3 protein-coding genes are annotated in these 4,885 nt (G+C 33.6%); all 3 read left to right on the top strand.

From position 1 onward, the window contains the following. Window positions 1-188: 188 nt before the first annotated feature. A complete protein-coding gene (locus tag FJ213_12755; protein ID MBM4177019.1) occupies window positions 189-2,171 on the top strand; it encodes a HAMP domain-containing protein in 1,983 nt (660 codons plus the stop codon). Window positions 2,172-2,174: 3 nt separating this feature from the next. After that, entirely contained in the window at window positions 2,175-3,563 is a 1,389-nt protein-coding gene (locus FJ213_12750) for a sigma-54-dependent Fis family transcriptional regulator (protein ID MBM4177018.1), read from the top strand. Window positions 3,564-3,732: 169 nt separating this feature from the next. Continuing rightward, window positions 3,733-4,885, top strand: a 1,153-nt coding sequence (locus tag FJ213_12745; protein ID MBM4177017.1) for a response regulator, incomplete at its 3' end; no start/stop codon positions are given.

Raw genomic sequence — 4,885 nt, 5'->3', positions numbered from 1 at the left:
AAGTAATCATAAAAAATTAAATTTATTAAGATCAGCGATTCAATCAGAATTGAAGTTACATCAAAGAAAGGTAGCTTGAATTGAAATGGCCTCTCTTAATATTTTCAACTAAGTTTGACTAATTACCTTCAATACTATTAACTGAATCATATTTTAGTTAATTTTAAAAAAAATTCGCTATTTAATAGATGAAAAAGCTCTCCGCTAAAAGCATTCAATCCCAGCTTATTATGTATTTCACTATTGCCATTGTTATTCCTACCGTAATAACAATGATTGTCGGAGTGAAATTAATTCACGATCAAATTCTTTCACGTTCTGAATCGAAATGCATCTCCGATTTAAATTCTGCAAGAGAAATATATAGAAATAAAATTAAACAGATTGAAAGTATTGTCAGGTTAAACAGCGTTCGAAGTCTTGTTATAAATGCTGTAAAATACAGAGATCAAAACTTTCTTAAAAAAGATTTACAGAAAACACTTCATAGAGAAGGATTGGATATACTTACGATCGTTGATGGAAACGGTAAGGTAATAATGAGAGGAAGAAATCCTATTAGATCGGGTGATTTGATGAACGAGGATAATTTTATTAAGAAAGTAATTAACTCAAAAAGAACTGTTTCCGGTACAGATATAGTCGTTGAAGATTTATTGATAAAAGAATCCGAACAATTATCAATTCAAGCTTCGATGAAAATAACGCCGACACCAAAATCAAAACCTCGCGAAGTACATATTGAATCTTCCGGTATGATGCTCAGATCTGCCGTACCGATTTTTGATGAATCGAATAACTTTATCGGAATTTTAATTGGAGGAATTTTACTAAACAGAAATTTTGAAATCGTGGACAAGATAAAAGAAATTGTTCACGAAGGAGAAGTGTATAAAGGACAAGAAATCGGTTCAGCAACAATTTTTCAAAACGATTTGAGAATTTCTACAAATGTTAGAAATGAAGATGGTTCGAGAGCTATCACATCTTTAGTATCCGAAGAAGTTTACGATCAAGTTTTGGTAAATGGAAAACGTTGGGTCGGTGAAGCATTCGTTGTTAATTCTTGGTACATCACAGCTTACGAGCCGATTCGGAATATTGATAACAAGATTGTTGGAATTCTTTATGTAGGAATTTTAAAAGAACCATTTGACGACATTTTGAGAAATACAATTCTTACTTTTTTAGGAATTGCTCTAATTGGACTTGTTCTGATTATTTTTGCTTCATTTCTAATGGCAAAGAAAATTGCAAATCCGCTAAGAAAACTTGAAACTGTTGCCAATCAAATTGCCACAGGTGATTATAAAAAAGAAATTCATCTCGAGGCACCGCGTGAAATTGAAAATTTAGCGACTTCGATTAATCAAATGGCAAAAGAGTTAGAAACAGAAAAAGAAGAACTTGAAGCATGGGGAGAAAAACTTGAGAAAAAAGTGCAGCAGCGGACAGAAGAAATAAAAAAAATCCACTCACAGCTTTTCCGTTCTGAAAAATTAGCTTCGATTGGAAAATTAGCTGCAGGCGTTGCACATGAAATTAACAATCCTCTAACCGGAATTTTAACCAATGCAAGTCTGCTGAAAGATGACTTAACAGACGACGATCCGCGAAAAGAAGATGTAGAAGTAATTGTAAAAGAAACAATTCGCTGCAGAGAAATAGTAAAACGATTACTTGATTTCGCACGTCAAACGAAACCTCAAAAGAAGTTGACCAATCTTAATTCCCTAATCGACAATATTATTCTTCTTGTTCGAAATCAAACTTCATTCAGAAATATTGAAATTGAGAAACATGTAGTAACTGATTTTCCTGAACTAATGGTCGATCCAGATCAGATTCAGCAAGTTTTTATAAACCTTATTTTAAATGCATCGGAAGCTATGCCGAATGGAGGAAAACTCAATATAGAATTAAATAAATCTAACGAAGAAACAGTTAGTATTATGTTCAGCGATACAGGTATCGGAATTCCAGAGCATTTAAAAGAAAAAATATTTGATCCGTTCTTCACAACAAAAGAAAGCGGAACCGGATTAGGACTTTCAATTACATACGGAATAATTGAGCAACATGGCGGAAATATCAATCTGACAAGTACTCCCGGTGAAGGAACAACATTTGAAATTAGTTTACCTTTAAAGAGTACGGAAGGCGAAGATTAGAGAATGGCAAAAATATTAATTATCGATGATGAAATTGTAATTTGTAAAAGCTGTGAAAAAATTTTTCGCAGAGCAGGTCACGAAACTCTTTATTCCACTTCGGGTAAGCAGGCTCTTAAATTTATAGAAAACGATGAATTTGATGTTGTATTTACTGATTTAAAGATGGTCGACATCGGAGGATTGGAAGTACTTCAATTCATTAGAAAAAAATTTCCGGAAATTATTGTGATTGTGATTACGGGTTTTGCTACAATTTCATCTGCAGTGGAGACGATGCGCGGTGGAGCTTTTGATTTTTTACCTAAACCATTCACACCGAACGAGTTGCTCGCGGTTCTTGAAAAAGCATTAGAGAAACGAAGCTTAATTCAAATTTCAAAAATACCGAAAATCGATGCAAGCGAAGAAGGATTTGAAGGAATTATCGGCAAGAGTCCTAAAGCAAAAATCGTTTTTGATTTAATTAGAAAAGTTGCTCAAACTGATGCAACAATTTTAATAATAGGTGAGAGTGGAACGGGAAAAGATTTGACTGCAAGAGCAATTCATAATTTGAGTAAGCGAAAGGATGAAAAATTTTTTGCGATAGATATTTCAACTTTATCAACTTCTTTACTTGAGAGCGAATTATTTGGTTACGTAAAAGGTTCTTTCACCGGTGCGACCGCCGATAAAATTGGAGTTTTTGAAGTTGCAGATAAAGGAACAATCTTTCTTGACGAGATTGGTAATCTTTCTCTTGAAACTCAAGCACGTTTGCTCAGAGTACTTCAAGAGAAAGAAATTATTTCAGTTGGAAGCACAACCGTAAAAAAAGTGGATGTGAGATTAATTTTTGCTACAAACAAAGATTTGAAACAACTTGTTGATGCCGGGAAATTCCGCGAAGATTTATTTTATAGACTAAACGTATTTCCAATTAGGCTTCCATCACTCCGAGAACGAAGAGAAGATATTCCTGAACTTATAATTCATTTCATAAATAAATTCGGAAGTGAAATGAATAAGTCAATTCCCAAAATTAAACCTGAAGCGTTGGAAGTACTTTTAAACTATCATTGGCCCGGGAATATTCGTGAATTGGAGCATACAATCGAACGACTAATGATATTACTCGAAGGAAATCTAATCGAACCGATTCATGTAAGCGCAGCGTTGTTCAAAACCGAAACTCAAATCAGCAGCATTATTCCGAAATCAAGTGAAGAACTTAAGCAGCTTAAAAAACAGATACGTGAATCTTCAGTTCATGAAATCGAAAAAGTTTTTATAACAGAAGCTTTAATCCGCAACAATTGGAACATTTCAAAAACTGCACGCGATGTGGGAATGCAGAGAGCAAACCTTCAAGCATTGATAAGAAAATATAATATCAAAAAACCTATCTGAGTGCATATCAATAATTGCAGATGCATATTTTAAATATGCATTTCTATTAAATTTTAATCGCAATCCTTCATTTAATTTCAAATTTTCAATCCTAATTGAATATAATATCATCATTTTCTTCTGGCATGATCATTGCATTTATAAGAATAAAAAAAAGGAAATAAAAAAAATGATTACGAAAAAAATTTTAGTTGTTGATGATGAAGAAACTATTTGTCAAAGTGTTGAAAAGATTCTAAGCCGAAGAGGATATAAAGTTGATAAAGCATTAAATGCCGATTCCGCAATTAAAAAAATCAATGAAAGCTCATACGATTTAGTAATAACAGATCTGATGATGCCGAAAACAAGCGGAATGGAACTACTCGAAATTATCCGCAAACATTATCCCGAACTCGAAGTAGTAATGATAACAGGTTATTCTTCCATCGATACTGCCGTAAAAGCAACAAAACTCGGAGCTTCAAATTATTTACCAAAGCCATTCTCTCCGGAAGAATTGAATCTTGTTACTGAAAGAGCGCTTTCGAGAAAAAAAGAAAACAATCAAAAGAAGGAATTGAAAAATTCAAACCCTTCGAATGATATCATCGATGTCGACATGCCCTTCAGTGAAGCAGAAATTACAAAATATACTTCCAAAGAATATGTTGAAACACTCACTCATTCAGATATTCCGCATGCGAAAAAAACTGCAACAAGAGCATATTGTCACTTGGGAAAACGAGACTGCAGAAAAGTTGTTGTTGAAGGGAAAGAATGCGTCGGTGATTGTCCAATAGAGAAAAAAGAAAAAGCGCTAGCCTCGAAGTCAATAAAGAAAGTTCATCAATTCTCAAAAGATATAATCGATGTCGATATGCCTTTCAGTTTTTCAGAAATTGAAAAATTTACATGTGATGATTATTTAATGTGCCTCGACCGTTCAGACATGCCGAGAGTTGGAATGTATGGAAAGAATTTTGCATCAAAGAATAATGTACTTGTCATAGATGATGAACCGATAGTTTGTCAAAGCATCCGAAAAATTTTGTCGAAGAGAAGTTACTCTGTTGATGAGGTTTTCGATGTTGATGCAGCTATCCACAAAATGAGATTGAATCAATATGATTTAGTTTTGCTCGATCTTAAAATGCCGAAAAGAAACGGAATGGAAGTTTTAGAATCTATTAAAAGATTGTATCCGAAGGTTCCTGTTATAATGATTACAGGTTACGCAACAATTGAAACTGCAATCGAGGCAACAAAACTTGGTGCATTCAATTTTATTTCAAAACCATTTACACCTGAGGAATTAACAAAAGTTACTGAGGAAGCGATAG

This window comes from Ignavibacteria bacterium (assembly GCA_016873845.1).
Taxonomy (GTDB): Bacteria; Bacteroidota; Ignavibacteria; order Ch128b; family Ch128b; genus JAHJVF01.
Note: the sequence above shows the minus strand (reverse complement) of the source record. Positions and strands in the feature narration are given on the sequence as shown.

What these genes read in the sequence shown, in the direction of transcription:
- FJ213_12750 (MBM4177018.1), top strand. Translation starts at nt 2,175, where the DNA reads ATGGCAAAAATATTAATTATCGATGATGAAATTGTAATTTGTAAAAGC.
- FJ213_12755 (MBM4177019.1), top strand. Translation starts at nt 189, where the DNA reads ATGAAAAAGCTCTCCGCTAAAAGCATTCAATCCCAGCTTATTATGTAT.